This window comes from Deltaproteobacteria bacterium (genome assembly GCA_020845895.1).
GTDB lineage: Bacteria > Lernaellota > Lernaellaia > JACKCT01 > JACKCT01 > JADLEX01.
Genome location: JADLEX010000037.1, coordinates 1 through 17,557 on the forward strand (window position 1 = coordinate 1; position 17,557 = coordinate 17,557).

15 protein-coding genes are annotated in these 17,557 nt (G+C 65.2%); 2 read left to right on the forward strand and 13 right to left on the reverse strand.

Annotated features, from left to right (window positions below; genetic code table 11):
• The first annotated feature begins 149 nt into the window (after positions 1-149).
• Complete coding sequence (locus IT350_04710; protein MCC6157332.1) at positions 150-350, forward strand: hypothetical protein; 201 nt, start codon at positions 150-152, stop codon at positions 348-350.
• A 104-nt stretch (positions 351-454) separates the two neighbouring features.
• On the opposite strand, the gene IT350_04715 is transcribed toward IT350_04710, so the two are convergent.
• The 3 genes from IT350_04715 to IT350_04725 form a co-directional block, all read right to left on the reverse strand.
• Positions 455-1,558, reverse strand: a complete 1,104-nt coding sequence (locus IT350_04715) for a peptidylprolyl isomerase (protein MCC6157333.1) — start codon at positions 1,556-1,558, stop codon at positions 455-457.
• Between the two features lie 125 nt (positions 1,559-1,683).
• Positions 1,684-5,262: a transcription-repair coupling factor gene (mfd, locus tag IT350_04720; protein ID MCC6157334.1), complete on the reverse strand. Its 3,579-nt coding sequence runs from the start codon at positions 5,260-5,262 to the stop codon at positions 1,684-1,686.
• Between the two features lies 1 nt (position 5,263).
• Positions 5,264-5,797, reverse strand: a complete 534-nt coding sequence (locus IT350_04725; GenBank protein ID MCC6157335.1) for a hypothetical protein — start codon at positions 5,795-5,797, stop codon at positions 5,264-5,266.
• Positions 5,798-5,983: 186 nt separating this feature from the next.
• On the opposite strand from IT350_04725, the gene IT350_04730 reads away from it, so the two are divergent.
• A complete protein-coding gene (locus tag IT350_04730) occupies positions 5,984-7,162 on the forward strand; it encodes a cysteine desulfurase (GenBank protein MCC6157336.1) in 1,179 nt (392 codons plus the stop codon).
• A 24-nt stretch (positions 7,163-7,186) separates the two neighbouring features.
• Here the strand turns inward: IT350_04730 and IT350_04735 are convergent, their stop codons facing one another.
• The 10 genes from IT350_04735 to IT350_04780 all read right to left on the reverse strand — a co-directional run bounded on the left by IT350_04735 (position 7,187) and on the right by IT350_04780 (position 17,264).
• Entirely contained in the window at positions 7,187-8,086 is a 900-nt protein-coding gene (locus IT350_04735; protein ID MCC6157337.1) for a pyruvate synthase subunit beta, read from the reverse strand.
• A gap of 28 nt (positions 8,087-8,114) precedes the next feature.
• The gene (gene porA, locus IT350_04740) at positions 8,115-9,272 is read right to left on the reverse strand and encodes a pyruvate ferredoxin oxidoreductase (protein ID MCC6157338.1); all 1,158 of its coding nucleotides are present in this window, start codon (positions 9,270-9,272) and stop codon (positions 8,115-8,117) included.
• Between the two features lie 3 nt (positions 9,273-9,275).
• Positions 9,276-11,045 (reverse strand): FAD-dependent oxidoreductase, encoded by a 1,770-nt coding sequence (locus IT350_04745; GenBank protein ID MCC6157339.1) that lies wholly within the window; start codon positions 11,043-11,045, stop codon positions 9,276-9,278.
• Between the two features lie 33 nt (positions 11,046-11,078).
• Complete coding sequence (locus IT350_04750; protein MCC6157340.1) at positions 11,079-11,630, reverse strand: 2-oxoacid:acceptor oxidoreductase family protein; 552 nt, start codon at positions 11,628-11,630, stop codon at positions 11,079-11,081.
• 41 nt (positions 11,631-11,671) lie between these two features.
• A complete protein-coding gene (locus IT350_04755) occupies positions 11,672-12,283 on the reverse strand; it encodes a helix-turn-helix transcriptional regulator (GenBank protein ID MCC6157341.1) in 612 nt (203 codons plus the stop codon).
• Positions 12,284-12,441: 158 nt separating this feature from the next.
• Positions 12,442-13,161 carry an endonuclease III domain-containing protein gene (locus tag IT350_04760; protein ID MCC6157342.1) on the reverse strand — a complete coding sequence of 240 codons (720 nt, stop codon included), beginning with the start codon at positions 13,159-13,161 and terminating at the stop codon, positions 12,442-12,444.
• Between the two features lie 167 nt (positions 13,162-13,328).
• Positions 13,329-13,550: a hypothetical protein gene (locus IT350_04765; GenBank protein MCC6157343.1), complete on the reverse strand. Its 222-nt coding sequence runs from the start codon at positions 13,548-13,550 to the stop codon at positions 13,329-13,331.
• A 100-nt stretch (positions 13,551-13,650) separates the two neighbouring features.
• Positions 13,651-13,995 (reverse strand): hypothetical protein, encoded by a 345-nt coding sequence (locus tag IT350_04770; GenBank protein ID MCC6157344.1) that lies wholly within the window; start codon positions 13,993-13,995, stop codon positions 13,651-13,653.
• Between the two features lie 351 nt (positions 13,996-14,346).
• Positions 14,347-15,729 carry a TldD/PmbA family protein gene (locus IT350_04775; protein ID MCC6157345.1) on the reverse strand — a complete coding sequence of 461 codons (1,383 nt, stop codon included), beginning with the start codon at positions 15,727-15,729 and terminating at the stop codon, positions 14,347-14,349.
• A gap of 2 nt (positions 15,730-15,731) precedes the next feature.
• Positions 15,732-17,264, reverse strand: a complete 1,533-nt coding sequence (locus IT350_04780) for a twin-arginine translocation signal domain-containing protein (protein ID MCC6157346.1) — start codon at positions 17,262-17,264, stop codon at positions 15,732-15,734.
• Between the last annotated feature and the right edge of the window lie 293 nt (positions 17,265-17,557).

The window sequence follows — 17,557 nt, forward strand, 5'->3', positions numbered from 1 at the left end:
GGACACGGGGTAGACACGTTCCGCGGCCTCTCCCTTCTCCTGACGGAATAGGCCGATTCTCCCCCGGTCCGCTCAAAGCGGAAAATTCACTTGCGACGAGAGGCGGAAATATCACGTGCTTTCGACAACCTCAAAAAAGCCGGGATCGAATGCGTTACGCCGATTTCCGCGCCCAGGGTCTCTTCGTCGGCTCCGGCGTCGTCGAGGCCGGTTGCAAAATCGTCATCGGAATGAGACTCAAACAATCCGGCATGGAGTGGTCCCTGCGAGGAGCCAACGCCATCATCGCCCTGCGCTGCAACAACCTCTCCGGACGCTTCGAGGATTACCGGGAATCGCGGGCCTCATGAAAACCCGGTTTCATGACGCAGGCCCCCATCGGCCGGTTATCACGAAAACGGGGACCGGCTTTCGCCGATCCCCGCTGCAATTTCCGACAGATGACTGCGGGGAGTTACTTCTTTTCGGGCTCGCCGGGAGCCGGGGCGGCCGCGCCGGTTGCCGCGGCGCCCGCGCCGGCGGCGGCGCCGTCGCCCTGCGGCTTAACCTGCAACTTCATCGGTCCGCCTTCGCCGGGTTCGCCCTCGTCACCCTCGCCCGGGAATCCGGGCATGTCGGGTGCGGGCTCGTCCGTCGCGCCTTCGTCGTCTTTCAGCAGGTCATCCTTGATCTCGACCGGGTACTTCTTGCGAAGTTCCTCGGTGAACTTGTCCATGGAGTCCTTCTGGAAGTTCTGCGCGAGCTTGCGCTGGATCTGGCTCTCGACCTTGTCGAATTCCTTGGGCTGCGCGGTTTCCTTCTTCACGAACTGGAGGATGTTCCAGCCGCGACGATCCTTGAACGGCCTGGAGACTTCGTTCTCCTTCGCCATCGCGAACGCCACGTCGTCGAATTCCTTGCTCTTGAGGCCCTTGCGGATCGGGGGCAGCTCGCCGCCTTTTTTCGCGGAGCCTTTGTCATCCGAGTACTTCTCGGCGGCCGCGGCGAAGGTGAGCTTGTTGCCGGTGATTTCGCCGTGGACCTGCAGCGCCTTCGTCTCGACTTCTTTTTCCTTGTCGGGCGAGTCGCCGCGCTTGGTGCGAAGCAGGATGTGGCGCACGGTCACCTGGTCGGGAGTCTGGAACTCCTCGGGGTGCTCGTTGTAGTACTTCTTCGCGTCCTCGGCGCTGACCTCTTTCTTGGCTTCCATGAGGTCCTTTTTCACCTTGCCGGCGAGGATCGACTTCTGGATCTGCGAAAGCTGCTCCAGATACTCGGGATCCTTGTCCATGCCCTTGGCGATGGCTTCCTGATAGTAGAGTTCTTCCTGCACGAGGCGATCGAGGAACTCCAGCTTGCCCTTCTTGGTGGCGACGCGCCGCTTATAGAACGGAGGAATCTTTTCGATCTTCGAATTGAAATCCTCGAACGTGATGGTCTCGTTGCCGACCTTGGCGAGCTGGGTGCCCGACTTCTTGGACGGCGCGGGGGCTCCGCCGGGACCCGCGGGCTGCTGGCAGGCGAGCATCGACAGGGCGATCACCGCCGAGCCGGCCAGCGTGGCGATACGTTTCAACATGGGTACGCTCCTCCTGAAAAGATGGATCCGACGATCGACACGAATGGTTGACCTATCGTGATGACTCAGCGTTGTTCGCGCGGTGTTTCCTCGCGGACAGGGCGTTCTCACGGGCACGACGTAATTCACGTACGTGAAAACCTGCGGTTGATAACACAAGACTCCAGAGCGTGCAAGGCTCGATCGAGCTCTCCCCACAGCGTTTCCGGTTCGGTTTTCCCAATCTTTTCCATCAGTTTCCCATCGGGCAACAAACGGTATCGATCCGGCGCGGCTCCCACCAGCCGAACCAGATCGCTTGCGGACATCGGGGTTTGCTCATGAAACGCGAAGATCAGGTGATCCTTGGCGTACTCGACACTTCGGAGCCCGAGCCGGTTCCCGCGAATTTTCACCCGCATCACGGAAAACAGGTTCTCGGCGGCTTGCGGAAGGGGTCCGAAACGGTCGAGCATTTCGCCCCGCAGATTCGTCAGGGCGTCCTCATCCGGCGCATCGGCGATCGCCTTGTAGGTCGACAGCCGAAGCGGCGCTTCGGGAACGTATTCCTCGGGCAGAATCGCGGGAACGGGCAGGTTCACTTCGGTCTCAATTCGCGGTGCGACCACCTCTCCGCGCAGTCGGCGAACTTCGTCGTCGACCAGTTCGCGGTACAGCTCATATCCGATCGCCGCGATGTGCCCGGACTGCTCCGATCCCAGCAGATTTCCCGCTCCGCGAATCTCCAGGTCCTTGGCCGCGATCTTGTACCCGCTGCCCAATTCCGTGAACGTCTTGATCGCGGCGAGGCGCTTGCGCGCGTCCTCGGTGACCTCGTCGGTGTCGGGGACGATGAGATAACAATAGGCGCGGACCTTGCTGCGTCCCACACGTCCGCGAAGCTGATAGAGCTGCGCGAGGCCGAGCAGATCGGCGCGGTTGATGAGCATCGTATTGGCACGGGGAAAATCGAGCCCCGAACCCACGATCGTCGTCGCGACGAGGATGTCGTAGCGTCCCTCGGCGAAGTCGATCAGGAGCTCCTCGATCTCGTCGCCGGGCATCTGGCCATGGCCGATGCGCACGCGCGCGCCCGGCGCGAGCCGCGAAATCCGCGCGGCGACGCCGTCGATCGACTGGATGCGGTTGTGAATGACGAAGACCTGGCCGCCGCGCTCGAGCTCACGCCGAAGCGACTCGCGGATCGTGTCGTCATCCCAGCGCGTCACGAAGGTGCGGACCGCCAGCCGATCCTCGGGCGGCGTGTCGATGATCGAAAAGTCGCGGATGCCCATCAGGCTCATGTGCAGCGTGCGCGGAATCGGCGTCGCCGTAAGCGTCAGCACGTCCACGAGCTGCTTCATCGACTTGATCTTTTCTTTTTGCGACACACCGAAAAGCTGCTCCTCATCGACCACGAGCAGGCCCAGGTCTTTGTATTTGATCCGCGACGAGAGCAGGTTGTGCGTGCCGATCACGACGTCGACCGTGCCGGCCGCGAGCCCCTCGCGGACTTTTTTCCGTTCGGCGTCGGAGATGAACCGCGAGAGCGCCTGCACGTTGACGCCGAACGCGGCCATGCGCGACGCAAAGGTGCGCGCGTGCTGAAACGCCAGCGTTGTCGTCGGCACCAGCACGGCGACCTGCTTTCCGTCCAGCACGGCCAGAAACGCCGCGCGCAGCGCCACCTCGGTCTTGCCGAAGCCCACGTCGCCGCAGATGAGTCGGTCCATCGGCTTCGTGCTGCGCAGATCGGCGACCACGTCGGTGATGGCCTGCAACTGGTCGGGGGTTTCCTCGAAGGGGAACGTTTCCTCGAACTCGGTGAAGGTCTCGCCGCCGTCGCCGAACGCGTAGCCCTGTTGCTGGGCGCGCATCGCGTAGAGCGAAAGCAGCTGGCGCGCCATGGCCTGAATCGACGCGCGGGCCTTGTCCTTGGTCTTTTCCCAACTCGTTCCGCCGAGTCGGTCCAAGATCGCCGCGCCGCCGGAGCCCACGTAACGCTGCACCTGCGCCAGGCGATCCACCGGCAGGTAGAGTTTGTCGCCGCCGGCGTATTCGAGCGCGAGGAATTCGCCGTCGTAACCACGCACCGCGAGCTTCGAGAGGCCCTGATACACGGCGATGCCGTGCTGGACGTGCACGATGGCGTCGCCCGGTGCGATGTCGCCGAAGTCGGCGATGGCTTCGCCCTTTCGACTCGCCACGCGGTCGCCGTGCCGTCGTTTCCCGAAGATTTCTTCCTCGGTGACGATGGCGATGCCGGCCTCGTCCATCACCACGCCGCCCGACAGTTCGGCCTCGAGAATCGGGATCGTCGGTCCCGGCGGGCTCGACACGACGTGGCCGAGATCGAGCGCCGGCTCGTCCGCTTTTGTTCGCGTCCGGAATTCGTACGACCCGAGCAGACGGCGCAGGCGATCGACGCCCGAGGGCTGTCGCGCGACGAGCGCGATGCGGCGTTCTTCACGCACCCACTTGCGCAGCCGCGCGACAAGCGGTTCGAGCATGTGCTCGTCCTGCGCGCGGGCGAGGATCTCCTCACGCAGCGTCGTCAGGGTCTGCGATTCCAGGTGGACGCGCTCGCCTCGACCGCGTCGCGAAGGGGCGACGTCGCCAAGCGTCAGCGAACGAAACGCGTCGAGCCGCTCGAAAAACGCCGCGGGCGCCTGAAAGAGGGCTTCGGCCTCGACGCACAGCTTGCCCGCCTCGCGCGCCTGCGCACGGCGTTTGTGGATGAGGTCGTTTTCCACCTCGGCCATGGCGTCGAGCAGGTCGGGCTGCACGTCGACGACAAGCGTGTCGCCGGGCAGGTAGTCGGCCACAGTGTCCAGGTGCTCGAAAAAGAGAGGGAGCAAAAACTCCATGCCCGGCGCGTGAATGCGCGACTGCACCTCTTCCACGAGCCGTTCGCGCGTGCGGCGCTCGATGTCCTGATCGTCGGCCACGGCCTTGACCCGCGCGGCGAACGCGGCGCGCGCCGGCGCATCGATCAACAACTCGCGGCAGGCGAAGATGCGCGTCCGGTCGATGTGCTTGCGGGTCGTCTGACGCGCGGGCGAGAAGACGCGGATCGAGTGAATCTCGTCGCCGTCGAACTCGATGCGCACCGGTTCATGTTCGAGAGGGCTCCAGAAGTCGACGACGCCGCCGCGCATCGCGTATTCGCCGACGTCCTCGACCAGCGTCACGCGGTGGTAGCCGGATTCCTCGAGCGCGAGTACGCACAGGTCGCGATCGGCATCTTCGCCGACGGCGAGCGCGAGCGACGACGCGAGAACTTTTTCGCGTGGCACCACCCGTTTGAGCAGCGCGCCGACCGGCGCGACGACGACGGCCCGCGAACGCGGCTCGAGCAGCGCCGAGAGCGCCGCCATGCGCGACGCCACGATGGCCGCGTGGGGCGAGACCGACTCGTAGGGGGCGATATCCCATGGGGGATACGGGAGCAGCCGCTCGCGCGATCCGTCGTCCGGCAGAAATGCGCGCGTCTCGGCGATGAGCCTCTTGGCGGCCTCGCCGTCGGCGCAGACGACCAGTCCCGGCCCTTCGTACGCCGCGAGCGCCTCGGCCAGCACGAGCGGCAGGGCCGCGCCGCGAAGGCCCGATACGGCGAGATCCGCAGGGGAATCGCCGATCACCCGCCGGATGCGGGCGAGGTATTCGATGTTGTGCCGGACGAGCGCCGGCCGCGGCGACTCGTCGTCCGATTCCGAAGAGTTCATTTCACTGGAAGTGCCGCATCACGAAATGCACCGGCGGTTGGAGCGCCGGAAACGCGTGATAGAACCACTGAAACACCAAAACGGCGGCGACGATGCTCGCGATGCCGCCGATGACGGAAGGGACCTTGGAACTCTCGTCGAACCGAAACACCTTCTGGAGGATCGGGTCGAGGATGAACCGCACGCCGATGTTGATCGCGATGAAAATCAGCACTCCGATCACGCACAGGAACACGAAGGTCAGGTACATCCACAGATTGGGGAAAAAATCGTATTTGAAAAACGCCGCGATCTTGGCGACGAATCCGACGGCCTGATCCTGCAATTCGGGTCCGCCCGGCGTTCCCGTGGGCGCGGGGGCGGGCGGCGCGGGCAACCCCGGAGCCGCGTGCGGCGTCGGCATCGGAGCGGGAGCGGGAACCGGTGTGGGAACGGGGGTCGGAACCGGAGTCGCGGCGGCGTCCGGGCCGGGCGCGGGCGTTCCCGCCATGTGTTCCTGGGCGATCACCATCAGGCGCAGCAGCGTGGCGTTCATGGCGCGGCTCTCCGGTTCGTGGAAAACGGCGGGATCTTAGCGTCCGACCCGCGCGTTGACAACGTGCGAGCGCATCGCGGCCTGCGAACGGATGCGACGCATCGCCGAATCGCGTCGGGGTGACCGGCGCCGGCTTTTCAAGGTTCACCTTGTGCGTTATGGGTAGGCAATGGAGCATTGGAACCCTTGAGACGTATCTATCTGGACAACAACGCGACGACGCCCGTGGACGAGCGCGTGCTCGCGGCCATGATGCCGTACTTCTCGGATTTCTTCGGCAACCCGTCGAGCATCCACCAGACCGGTCAGCGCGCGCGACGCGGAATGGATGACGCGCGCGAGTCGCTGGCGTCGGCGCTCGGCGTCGAACCGAAGTCCATCGTCTTCACGTCGGGCGGTTCCGAGTCGAACAACGCGGTCGTGTTCGGCGTGGCCGATCTTCACGCGGGCCGACCGCGCCACATCGTCACCACGGCGATCGAGCACGACTCGGTGCGCAAGACGTGCGCGCGGCTCGAGGCGGAGGGCGTGGCGGTTACGTATCTCGCGCCGAACGCGCTCGGCATCGTCGAAGCCGACGCGGTTGCGGACGCGATCCGTCCCGAGACGATCCTCGTCTCCGTCATGGCCGCGAACAACGAAGTCGGCACCCTCCAGCCGATCGAGCAGATCGCGCGGATCGCCCGCGAGCGCGGCGTGCTGTTCCACACCGACGCGGTTCAGCGCGCGGGCAAGATGCCGGTCCGGCCCGGCGAATGGGACGCCGATTTCGTCACGCTGTGCGCGCACAAGCTCCACGGACCCAAGGGCATCGGCCTGCTCTATATCCGCCCCGGCGTCGAACTGCCGCCGTTCGTCATCGGCGGCAAACACGAACGCCTGCGCCGCGCGGGCACCGAAAACGTGCCCGGCATCGTGGGCTTCGCCGAATCGTGGCGGTGCTGCGACGAATACCTCGCCGTATCGCCCGGGCGCATGGCCGAACTTCGCGATCGGCTTGCCGAGCGCATCGTGGAGTCGACGCTTGACGTGCGCGTGACAACCCGGCTCGATCTGTGCACGCCGAACACGCTGCACGTGTGCGTGCGAGGACTCGACAGCGAATCGCTTCTCATGAACCTCGACATGCTCGGGGTATCGGCGTCGTCCGGCAGCGCGTGCGCGTCGGGCAGCCACGAGATCAGCCACGTGCTCGCGGCCATGGGCGTTCCCGAAGAATGGGCGCTCGGCGCGGTGCGTTTTTCGCTCTCGCGAAACACCACCGAAGAGGAGGTCGACGAGGCCGCCGTCATTTTTTCGGACGTGGTGCGTTCGTTGCGCGCATCCCGCGACAATGGGGACGAGCGCGCCGCGAATTCGGTCTGATTCCGCGACGAGGGCGACCCGCCGTCACGCCTGAAACGGCTCCATCATCGACTTGTGCAGCAGGCGTCGCCATTCGTAATCGGTGCGCCGCTGGATCAGATCGATCTCCTGCTCGGTGAGATGGCGGAAGCGCCCCTGGCGCGAGAGGTAGTCTTTCACGGGGCGCACGCGCGGCTCGACCGTCACGCGGTAGTCCTCGCCGTTGTACACCTCGTAAAGCGGAAAGACGTTGGTTTCGGTGGCGAGGCGCGCGACCTCGATGCTCTCGTCGGACGACGTGCGCCATCCCGGCGGGCACGGCGAGAGGATGTGCAGGAACTTCGTGCCGCGATACGACATCGCCTTCGCCACCTTCTCCATCAGGTCGCGCGGATACGCGACGCTGGCCGTGGCGACGTACGGCGATTTGTGGGCGGCGAGGATCTGCACCATGTTCTTCTTGGGCGTCGTCTTCGACGAGAGCGCGGGGGTCGTGGTCGTCCATGCGCCCTCGGGCGTCGCCGACGAGCGCTGGATGCCCGTGTTCATGTAGGCTTCATTGTCGTAGCAGACGTAGATGATGTCCTCGTTGCGCTCCGCCGCGCCCGACAGGCTTTGCAGGCCGATGTCGAAGGTGCCGCCGTCGCCCGCCCACGCCAGAACCGTCGTATTGTGTTTGCACTGCATGTCGAGCGCCGCGCGCACGCCGCTGGCCGCCGCTCCCGCCGTCTCGAAGGCGCTGTGCAGCACCGGCACGCGCAGGGTCGAATACGGAAACGGCCCGCAGATGATCGTCCAGCAGCTCGCGACGATCACGACAACGGTGTCCTCGCCGAGCACCTTGAGCACATGGCGCATGGCGATCGGCGCGCCGCAGCCCTGACACGCCAGATGGCCCGACGTCATCAGCTCTCGATCCGGATACGTGAATTCGGCGGCGGTCATTGGTTCGTTCCTTTCACGGCATCGGCGTTCATGCCGGCATCAGGCCCTTGAAAACGACGTCATCGGCGGGTTGGTCGCGGCCCATCGCCTCGATCACCATTTCCTCGATCAGCTCCGGCGTGATGTCGCGCCCGCCGAGCCCCGCGACAAAACCGAAGACCGCCGGTCGCGTCGGCGCGTTGAGCAGCGCGCCGCGCAGCTCATCGGCGAAGATGCCGCCCTTGCCGAAGCTGATGTTGCGGTCGATCACCACCGCCTTCTTCGCATTCGCCAGCACGCGGCGCACGTCGTCCACGGGGAACGGACGGAAGAGGCGAATCTTGAGCAGACCCACCTTCTTTCCCTCGCGGCGGAGCTTGCGCGCGACGAGTCGCGCGGGGCTGGTCGTGGAACTGCTGGTCACGATCACGAGGTCGGCATCCTCGCAATCGACGGCCTCGACGCGCCCGTACGAGCGCCCGAGCAATTCGTTGTATTCCTGCCCCGCCTGCTCCACCACGCCGAGCGCCCGCCGATGCGCTTCGTGAATCTGCCAGCGCATCTCCATGTACACGTCGGGCGTCACAAGCGCGTTGAAGGCGTGCGGATCGCGCGTATCGAGCACCATGCGGTGCCGCGCCTCGGGCAGATAGCGATCGATCTGCGCGGCGTCGGGAATGTCCACCGGCTCGTAGGTGTGCGACAGGAAGAACGCGTCGTAGCACACCATCACCGGCAGCAGCACGTCCTCGGCGATGCGATACGCCTGGACCACCGTGTCGAGCACCTCCTGGTTGTCCTCGACGTAGATCTGAATCCAACCCGTGTCGCGTTGCGAGAGGCTGTCGGTCTGATCGCACCAGATGTTCCAGCCCGGCGCCATCGCGCGGTTGACGTTGACCATGACGATCGGCAGCCGCGCCCCCGCGGCCCAGTGCAGCATTTCGTGCATCAGCGCGAGCCCGTTGCTCGAACTCGCGGTGAAACTGCGCACGCCCGTGGAACTCGAAGCCACCACCGCCGCCATCGCCGAGTGCTCGGACTCCACCTTCAGAAACTTCGCGTCGAGCCGTCCGTCGGCGCACATCTCGGACAGTTCCTCGACCACGTGCGTCTGCGGGGTGATGGGGTACGCCGAAATGACCTGCACGCGCGAGAGCTGGACCGCCCAGGACGCCGCGTGATTTCCCATGAGCACTTTTTTCATGGATCACTCCTTGTCCATCGCCATGGCGTTTCTCGGGCACTCGTGAACGCACACGCCGCAGCCCTTGCAGTAGTCGAGGTTGATGTCGTAGCCGAAGGCGTCGTCCTTGGGGGCGATCGCGACGTCGGGACAAAAGACGTAGCAGTTGTCGCACTCGGTGCAGACGCCGCAGTGGAAACAACGCCGCGATTCGTGGTCGGCGGCGGTGTCGTCGATCGTCGAGACAATCTCGTCGAAGTTGTCCATGCGAGAGGCTACGGGCCGGTGCGTCAGCACCGCGCGCGGGGCCTCGTGAAAGTAGTTCAGGTTGAGTTCGCCGTAGGCGACGACGTGCCGCGCGTCGGTGTTGCCCAAATGCGCGCGCCCGCCCTCGGCGCCGCCCGCCGCGAGGTACCGGGCAACGGATACGCCGCCGAAACTCCCGACGAGAATTTCCCCGACCGTGTCCGAGTCCTCGCCCCGAAGCATGCGATCGATCGCGACCGCGGCCTTCTTGCCGTCGCCGATCGCGTGCGCCACCGTATTCGGTCCGTCGCTGCAATCTCCGCCCGCGAAGACGTTTGACGCGCCGAGGCGGCCCGTCGGTCCGGGTTGCAGATGGCCCGCGCGCTCCGGAAACTCCGCGCCGAGGCACTCGAGCCGCCCCGTCTGGCCGATCGCGATCACCACCGCCGTGGCGTCGATCTTGAACCAGCTTCCCTCGATGGGCCGGGGCGTTCGCCAACCGGTCGCGTCGGGCTCGCCGAGCACCACGCGGTCGAGCACGAGCCCGCAGGCCGCGTCGTTCTTGGTCAGGATTTCGCGCGTTCCGACCGACGTGACGAGGTCCACGCCCTCGCGCAACGCCTCGACGATCTCCTCGGCGAAGGCCGGCATCTCGTGCTGTTCGGTCAGCGAATAGATCGTCACCTCCGCGCCGAGCCGCCGCGCCGAGCGCGCCGCGTCGATCGCCGTGTTACCGTCGCCGATCACCGCCACGTGATCGCCGATATCGGGCGTCTCGCCGCGAGCGACGGCTTCGAGAAACGCGAGGCCCGTGTACACGCGCTTCGCATCCTCGCCCGCCACCTTGAGCGAAAACGACCGGTACGCGCCGGTGGCGACGAAGACCGCGTCGGCTTCGCGAATCTTCGCGAAATCTTCGGGTGTCTCGACGCGCACGTCGCCCTGAAAACGCACCCCCATGTCCCAAATGCGCTTCGTCTCCGCGGCGATCACGTCCCTCGGCAGCCGGTAAGGCGGGATGCCGTAACGCAGCACGCCGCCGGGCTCGGGTTGCGCGTCGAAAACCGTCACTTCGTGACCCATGCGCGCGAGGTGATACGCGGCGGCCAGCCCCGCTGGGCCCGCGCCGAGCACGTGGACGCGTTTGCCGGTGGGCGGGCGAAGTGGCTGCGCCGCCAGATGATCGCGCGCCCAGTCGCCCACGTAGCGTTCCATCGCGTGAATCGCGATGGGGCGGTCGAACTGGCCGCGATTGCACGCCGTTTCGCACGGATGAAAACACACGCGCCCGCACACCCCGGGCAGCGGGTTTTCGTCGAGCAGCACGCGCGCGGCCTCGTTGAGCCGACCGTCCTCGACGAGGGCGAGAAACGATTCGACGTCGTTTCCCGCGGGGCAGCCCTGATTGCACGGCGGCGTCTTGTTGACGTAGAGCGGGCGCATGTAGCGCCAGGAACCGGTGGGGTTCCACAGCATCGACGCCAGCGACACGACGCGGTCGGGGACCTGTTCGAGTTTCTGGAAGACAATGGGGGCGGGTCTTGCCATGACGCACTTCCCGGTTGGGATTTTATTTCGCGTTCAGTTCATCCGCGTCTGCTCGAATGCGTCGCGGGCCGCGCGCGCATTGGATTCGCCCTTGAAGGGCACCTCCTCCAAAATCGCCTCGACGACGTGGTCGATGTTCACGATCCCCAGCGCCCTTGCCGCCGCGCCGAGAATCGCCGTGTTGACGATCGGGCTCTGACGGCTGCCCAGGTGGTATTCGACCGCGATGGACGAGGCATCGACGCACACCACTCGAAAACGCTCGAGTTTCGTGTAGTGCTCCGGCGCGGAGTCGGAGTTGATGAGGATCGTGCCGCCGTCCTTGAGCCCGGCCGTTACGTCCACGGCGTCGATGAGCGTGGGGTCGAGTACGATCAGATGATCGGGGCGATAGATGTTGTTGCGCAGATAGATGCGATCTTCATCGACGCGCAGAAACGCCTCGACCGGCGCGCCGCGCCGCTCGACGCCGAACTTGGGAAAGCTCTGGACGAAACGGCCTTCCTTGAAGATCGCGCACGCGAGAATCTTGGAGGCGATGACGGCGCCCTGCCCGCCCCGGCCATGGAAACGCAGTTCGATCATGGGCAACTCCCCAAGGACAACAAAATCCGCGGGCGCGGTCGTCAGTCCGCCTTCGGCAGCAGGACGGCGACGGCGCGCGCGCGGCTCGGACCCTTCGCACGTACGCGATGCGGCAGATCCGAGTAGAAATACAAACTGTCGCCGGGCATCAGCTCGATCGTCCGCCCGTCACCTTCGAAGAGCACGACGCCCTCGAGCACGAACAGGAATTCCTCGCCGTCGTGCGACGCCGTTTCGATCTGCTCGGCGATCTCCGGATTGAAATCAATGAGAAAGGGCTCCATGTGCTTGCCGACGAGCTGCCACGCGAGCGATTCGTAGGTGTACGAAAGGCGCGGCGTGGCATCGTCGCGCGACGACTTCACCTTGAGCCGCTGCGCCGCGGGCACGTGCTCGATCTTCTGCACCGGGTGCTTGTCGGTGAAGAAGTGATCCATGCCCACGCCCAGCGCCTTGGCAATGTTGAGCAACGTGCCGAGCGTCGGCGGAACGACGTCGGTCTCGATCTGCTTGAGCAGAACGGGGGTCACCCCCGCCTGCTTCGCGAGATCGTCCACCATGACGCTGTTCGACTCGCGAAGTAACCGGATTTTACGACCGATTCCGAGACGCTTGAGTTCCTGATCGGCGGCACGAGGGGCGGCGGTTGGCATGAGGATAACCCGTTGGAAAAGGCCGCAAAGGGCGGCATCGATCAAGCGCCCCCAGACTAGCGGATTTCCATGTCCAATTCAAGGAAAAATGAATGGCGATTCAGATTTCGGGTCGGTTCGGGGGTGCGGCGACACACCCCCGGCGGACGTCGAAGACGTCAGGCGGCGGTGGCGGAACGCCGGGCCGGCTTGTCCGCCTTGACGGTTTTCGTCTCGGCAATTGTCGCGCGGCCGAACGCGCACGGGACCGGACAATGCCCGCAAAGCGGCTTGCTCTTCAGGCAGAAGTCCTTGGCCAGATGGACGATCTCGGCGTGATACTCGTTGAAGAGCCTCGCGTCGGCCGGTAGCGCCGCCTCGAAAAACTCCTGCGCTTTGGGATACGTGATCTTCTCTTCGAAGAAGCCATGACGGCTGAAAACGCGCTTGGTGTACGCATCGATCACGAAAACGGGCCGCTCCAGCGCGTAAAGCAGGATGGAATCGACCGTCTCCGGCCCGAGGCCCGGCAGTTCGAGCAGCCGGTGGCGCAGCGCGTCGGTGTCGATCGCGTGCATCGCCTCGATGCGTCCGCCGAATTCGTTCATTAGGAACGCTGCGAACGACTTCAGCTTCTTCGCCTTCTCGTTGAAATAGCCCGACGGACGGATGAGTTCGGCCAGGTGCTCGATCGGCATCACGTCGAGGCAATGCGGCGTCAGCACGCACTCGCGCTTGAGATTCGCAATTGCGCGCTCGACGTTTTTCCACGACGTGTTCTGCGTCAGAATCGCGCCGACGCACACCTCGAACGGAGTTTCGGCGGGCCACCAGCCCAGCGGACCGAAGAATTTGGATAGACGCAGGTGTAGATCGAGAAGAGAGGGCGATTTGGGCATGACATGCATCCTATCGGTCGCCGCAACAGGAGTTGTCGGCGCCGCAAAGCGGACATGCACGTCATTTAGACCCGTTGCGCCGCCTTGTCAAAGAAAAAACGACGGGACGGTAAGCCGGTCGCATCGCGCGCGAAACGAGCGCGAAAACGCCGAGCGCCATGGCCGCTTCAAGCCAGAATGTCCAGGACATGTTCATCCATCTCCATGACGCGTTTGAGCACCGTCAGATTGGCCTGCTGTTCGCGTTCGGCGAGCTTGAGGTCCACGACGTCCTCGACGAGATGCTCACCGCCGCTCTCGGGGTTCGCAATCGACGAGGCCGCGCGATTCAAACGCTCATGCGAGCGCCCGATGCCGCGAAGGGCCGAATCGATCGCCGAAACCGTCATGCGCGCCTCCCGGGGGACGTGACTCCCCTCATGAGGAAGTCATCGGTGCATTTTCGCTGAAGCTCAAGGAGGGGCGTATTTTTGTAACGGCGGGTACGGTTCATCGGCAGTAGGTGTCGAGGCAGTGCAGTTCGCACAGGTTGAACGCCTCGCACCCGCCCTCGTCGCCCTGACACGCGCATTCGCACTCCACGTAACCGTCCATGTCCGCGCAGTTGCCCGCGTCGGAATAAAACGCCAGGCACTCGGCGCGCGTCTCGTGCGTTCCGCATTCCACCGACTGAGCGCACACGGCCTGCGGGCCGCAAGAGCGCTGCGTGCCGCGCGTCATGCCGACCGCGCCGCCGTAACCGTCGTCCACGTCGTCGTCGTGCTCGCACGCGATCGCAATGGAGAGCGCGGCGACGATCACCGCCAAAATTCCCACCAAGACTGCCAGTCGCATCACGCGTTCCAAATTCGTTCCTCGCGACAAAAAGCCGCGCCGGGCACGTAAATTTGCAAATTTCGAGCCGACGCACCCGAATCGCGTACCGGACGGTTTGAGTCTGGAGCGAAGTGTGGGGATGTCATGGTGAGCGAAGCGAAGAATCCCTTGATTTTCCAGCGGTTAGAGATCCTTCGCTGCGCTCAGGATGACATGGCCGGGGGCGACCGCAAAGACTGTCCTCGAATACCGAGAACGAAAAACGTCGCGGACGGGCTCACGCGTTCGGGCCGCGCGAACCGAAAAACTCGCCACCGGTCTCAGTTTTTCACGGGCGGCGCGAACGCAATTTCGCTCAGCGCCCGCTCGTCACTTGCCGGAAACGGTCAATTCGCCGAAGCGGATCGACGGCGCCCACGTGCCGCCCCGCGTGTCGAGGTCGTCGCCCACGGCGTCGATCGCGCGCATCATGTCGTTCATGTGCGCGGCCACGGTGATCTCCTGAACGGGCGTCGTGATTGCGCCCTTTTCGATCAGGAATCCCTGAGCGCCGCGCGAGTAATCGCCCGTCACCACGTTCACACCCCGGCCCATCATGCGCGTGACGAAAAGCCCGCGCTCGATGCCCGCGAACAGGTCCGCGGCTTTTGTCTCGCCCGGCGTCCACCTGAGGTTGAACGTGCCGATCGACGGCAGCGATCCGTAAGAGCGCGCGGCGTTGCCCGTCGATTTCGCACCGGCCTTGGACGCCGTGTAGGTGTCGTAGAGGAAGGTCGTCAGCGTGCCTTTGTCCACCAGCGTCTTGTTGCGCGTCGGCACGCCCTCGCCGTCGAAGGGCGTGGACGACGTTCCGCGCGGACGATTGGGTTCCTCGGCGATCGTCACCAGCGGCGACGCGATCCCCTGCCCCAGCCGGTCGTGCAAAAAGCTCGACTTCTTGAAGACGAGGTCGCCGTTCAGCGCGCCGATGAGCCCCTGCATGAAGCCTTTGGTCATCTCCGGGTGAAACACGACGGGCATGTTTCCCGACGGAATCTTTTGCGCGCCGAGCATGTCCACGGTGCGTTTGCCGGCTTCGCGCCCGATCGCATCGACGCTCATCATCTCGCCCAGGTGGCAGCGCGTGTCGTATGCCCAGCCCGTCTGGCCCGCGCCGTTTTCGTCCTCGGCGTAGGGCGACGCGACGATCCACACGTAGGTCGAGGCTGCGCTCGCCTCGGCCCCGCTCGATCCGACGACGCCCCATGACGCGATGTAGCGCCCCGCGCCCGCCGAGTTCATCGTCTTGATGCGTTTATCGTACGCCATCGCGATCTTCTCGACCTCGATGGACCGCGCGACAAACCAGTCCATCGGCAGCTTCGCCACTTCCGGGTCGAAGGTGTCCTGCGTCGCGTATCCGCCGCGCAGATCGTCGGCGGCGGGTAGGCGATTGTTCTCGTCCTGGGCCGTGACCTTCGCGAGCGCGAGCACGCGCTCGACGAACGGCTCCAGACGATCGGCGCGCAGATCCGACGTGGAGCCGAAACCGAGCTTGCGCCCCTGGAACACGCGCAGGCCGAGTCCCATCGACTCCGACTGCTTGACCGTCTCGACCGCGCCCTCGCGGGCAGTGACATCGAGGTTGCGTCCGTTCTCGACGTATGCCTCGGCCTCGTCCGCGCCCTTCTTGCGCGCGAGTTCCACGCACCGCCGCGCCGCGTTCATCAGTTCCGGGCTCAACGCGCTCGCCATGGATTCGGAAGATTTCATGTTCACACCATCCCGGCCATGGGTTTCGACGCGCCGCCCACCGTGAGCTTGTCGATGCGCACATGCGGCAATCCGACTCCGACGGGCACGCTCTGGCCGTTCTTGCCGCAGGTGCCGATGCCGGGGTCGAGCTTGGGATCGTCGCCGACCATCGAGACCTGACGCAGCACCTCGGGACCGACGCCGATCAGCGTCGCACCCTTGACGGGCCGCGTGAGCTCGCCGTTTTCGATCAGGTAGCCTTCGGCGACCTCGAAGACGAAGTTGCCATTCGAGATGTCCACCTGCCCGCCGCCGAAATTCTTGGCGTAAAAACCCGACTTCACCGACGAGATGATGTCCTCGGGTTTGTCCTTGCCCGGCGCGAGATAGGTGTTCGTCATGCGCGGCATGACGTAGTGGCGGAACGACTCGCGCCGCCCCGAGCCGGTGGACGAAAGTCCCATGAGCCGCGCGTTTTGGCGATCGACCATGTAGCCGCGCAGGATGCCGTTTTCGATCAGCACCTTGCGCTGCGTGGCGATGCCCTCGTCGTCAATGGCGAGGCTCCCGCGCCGCCCGGGGATGACGCCCTCGTCGATGACCGTGCACAGATCCGACGCGACCTTTTGCCCCACCTTGCCCGTGTACAGGCTCGTGCCCTTGCGGATGAAATCGGCCTCGAGCCCGTGGCCCACCGCCTCGTGCAGCAAGATGCCGCTCCACCCGTTCGCGAGCACCACCACCTGCTCGCCGACCGGCGCGTCGATCGCGCCGAGCTGCGCCGTCGCCTGACGCGCCGCCTCGCGCGCGGCGTCCTCGGGCGAAAACTCCTCGAAAAACTCGAAGCCGTTGCGCCCGCCGCCGCCGTAAAAGCCCGTGCGCCGGTCGCTCTCGCCCTGGGCGATCACCGAAAAATGCAGACGATGCAGCAGCCGGCGATCGGTGGCGAAGACGCCGTCCGTGTTTGCGATGGTGATGAGCGACTCCGTGTCGAAGTACGCGCCCATCACCTGCGCCACGCGTTGATCGAACCCGTGCGCCGCCTCGTTGCCGCGCAACAGCAGCTCGGCCCGCGCCGCGGCGCTTGCGTCCTCGGGGGCCACGCGTGCGCGGTTGATCTCGGCCACCGCGTCGTGCGCGCCGATCCGAGCGATCTGCCCCGGTTTCGCGTCGGCGATGTATGACGCGGCCTTCGCGGTCTCGATGAGACGCTGCTCGTCGAAGCCCTCGCAAAACGCGTAACCGATCTTCTGCCCGACCAGCACACGCACGCCCACGCCCGCGCCGTATCCCACCTGCGCGCTACGCACCTTGTTTTCCTCGAGCGAAAACGACGTGGAGACGGAGTCCTGCGCGAAGACGTCGGCGTAATCGCCGCCCCGGCTCATCGCCGCTTCGAGCACGCGCTTCACCACGGCCTCGTCGAGCAGCGGCTTGCCCGGACCGCCGAGGCTCTGCGCGGCCACGACGCCGGGAACCATCGCCGCCGCCGCGGTCACCACCGCGCCCGTGGCCATGAACTGCCGTCGATCCATCTCGGTCGGATCGTTCATTCGCCTCTCCGTTTCAGGCTGTCGCGGCGGGGCTTCGCCGCATGGGTGCGGATTTTGGCGTGGCGGCGGGAGGATCGTCAACGACGAAGGTCATAAACGCGGGGACATGTAACGAATCGCGATGCGTGTTCTCTGACGATGTCTTTTGCGAACTGTGGCCCGGCCGTCCCCGGCCGGGATGGACCGCGACATGTGGCCCGGCCGCCCCCGGCCGGGGATTCTACTGACATGTGGCCCGGCCGCCCTCGGCCGGGATGGCCGGCAAGATCGCGGGCGTGGGCGCCCGCGCCACA